This is a genomic window from Nostoc sp. CALU 546 (genome assembly GCF_048836525.1).
Window position 1 is genome coordinate 1 of the sequence record NZ_JAWJTF010000356.1, and the last position, 1,922, is coordinate 1,922.

The following is a 1,922-nucleotide window of genomic DNA, read 5'->3' on the forward strand; positions in this document are numbered from 1 at the left end:
TACACCGTAGCCTTGCAAAGGGAAGGGAACAAGATTTTCTGGTTTCCCCCCCCAATGCATCGCTACGGTGTATACAAAAGTCCTAAAAACCTAGCTTGATAAGCATTTCCTCATTCCCAGGCTCCGCCTGGGAATGCATTCATTGAGCCTCTGACTCAATAATATCTGACTAGAGGCAGAGCCTCTAATCAGGCATTCCTATGCAGAGCATAGGAACGAGATAAACGAGAGAACAGTTAATCAGTCATTTTGAAGAAGTTTTTTCCGAAATAGCCGCTTTATCGTCTGTATAATCACTGAAATGGGCAAGAGCGTCAGGCTGATTTCGGGTGATTTGTGATGAAACTAGATTTAGTTAGGTTTTTTCAGGCTTGCAACCCCAGTAAAACTTTGGTTGTGAGTAAACCGGAGGATAGACAATATTATATTGATTTCTCTAAAGTGCGTGGTGCCAAGATTATTGAAGAACTTGGGCGAACTATCACCCGCCTTTCACCTGAAGAACCGACCTGTCAATTGTTTACCGGACATATCGGCTGTGGCAAATCTACTGAGTTACTGCGGCTAAAGGCAGAGTTAGAGCAGCAGGGATTTCATGTGGTTTATTTCGAGTCTAGTCAAAGCCTGGATATGGCTGATATTGATGTTACAGATATTTTACTGGCAGTAGCTCGTGAAGTGAGTCAAAGTCTGGAAGCAATCAAAATTAACCTGAAACCAGGATACTTTAAGAATTTATTTACGGAGATTTCCGAGTTTTTGCAAACGCCGCTAGATATTGGGGTTGAGGCTGAATTATCTGTAGGTATTGCTAAGATTACTGCTAAAACTAAAGATAGCCCCAAACTTCGCGGTCAGTTACGGCAATATTTAGAACCGCGTACTAATGGCATTTTAGAATCAATTAACAAAGAATTGCTCAGGCCTGCTAGAGAAAAACTCAAGCAGCAGGGTAAAAAAGGACTGGTGGTAATTATAGATAATCTCGACCGAGTTGATAATTCTTTGAAGCCTTCGGGTTATTACCAGCCAGAATATCTCTTTGTGGAACGGGGTGAACAGTTAAACCAGTTAAATTGTCATGTTGTTTATACCATTCCGTTAGTGTTGATTTTTTCCAACGCTTTAGGAAGGTTAACAAATCGCTTTGGCGTAGACCCCAAGGTTTTGCCGATGGTTCCTGTGCAATTACAAGATGGTTCACAATTTTCGCAGGGAATCATGCTGCTGCAACAGATGGTCATGGCGAGGGCTTTTCCTGGTGTGAGTTGGGAACAAAGTCAGAATTTAATTACTGAGGTTTTTGATAGTCCTGATACTTTAGAGCGACTTTGCCAAGTTAGCGGTGGTCATTTGCGTAATTTGTTGATGTTATTGTTTCGTTGTCTTCAGCAAGAAGACCCACCTTTGTCGCAAGAGTGCGTAAATAGAGTGATTAAACAACGCTGCAATGAGCTAACTTTGGGAATTACGCCCGATGAATGGGAATTACTGCGTGAGGTGACGCAAGAGAAAAGCTTGAGAGGTCATGAAAGATACGAACTTTTGCTCCGCAGTATGTTTGTATTTGAATACCGGAATGATGATGGTTCCTGGTTTGATATCAATCCGATTTTGGCTGAAGCTAAGGAATTTAGGTTATAAATCCGGCGTACATGAATAATTACCCCCTTTAATCCCCCCTTGTAAAGGGGGGAAACTGGAAAATCTTGTTCCCTCCCCAATGCATCGGGAGGGTTAGGGTGGGGTAAAACCTTGGTTAATCAGCTATTTCAGATTTGTGTGTACACGGTAGCCCCGTTTGCAGGGAGAGGTTGGGGGTGGGGTGTAATGACTGTGGTTAGCATAACTATTTATGCGGACATGATATCAGGGTTCACGGGAGTGGTTCCAGGGTTCATGGGAGTGGTTCCAGGGTTCAC

Annotated in this window: 1 protein-coding gene; it reads left to right on the plus strand. The window is 42.9% G+C overall.

Translation table 11 applies throughout. The features are described 5' to 3' along the window. Window positions 1-339: 339 nt before the first annotated feature. The gene (locus RRG12_RS43620; protein WP_420763322.1) at window positions 340-1,644 is read left to right on the plus strand and encodes a P-loop NTPase fold protein; all 1,305 of its coding nucleotides are present in this window, start codon (window positions 340-342) and stop codon (window positions 1,642-1,644) included. Window positions 1,645-1,922: the final 278 nt, after the last annotated feature.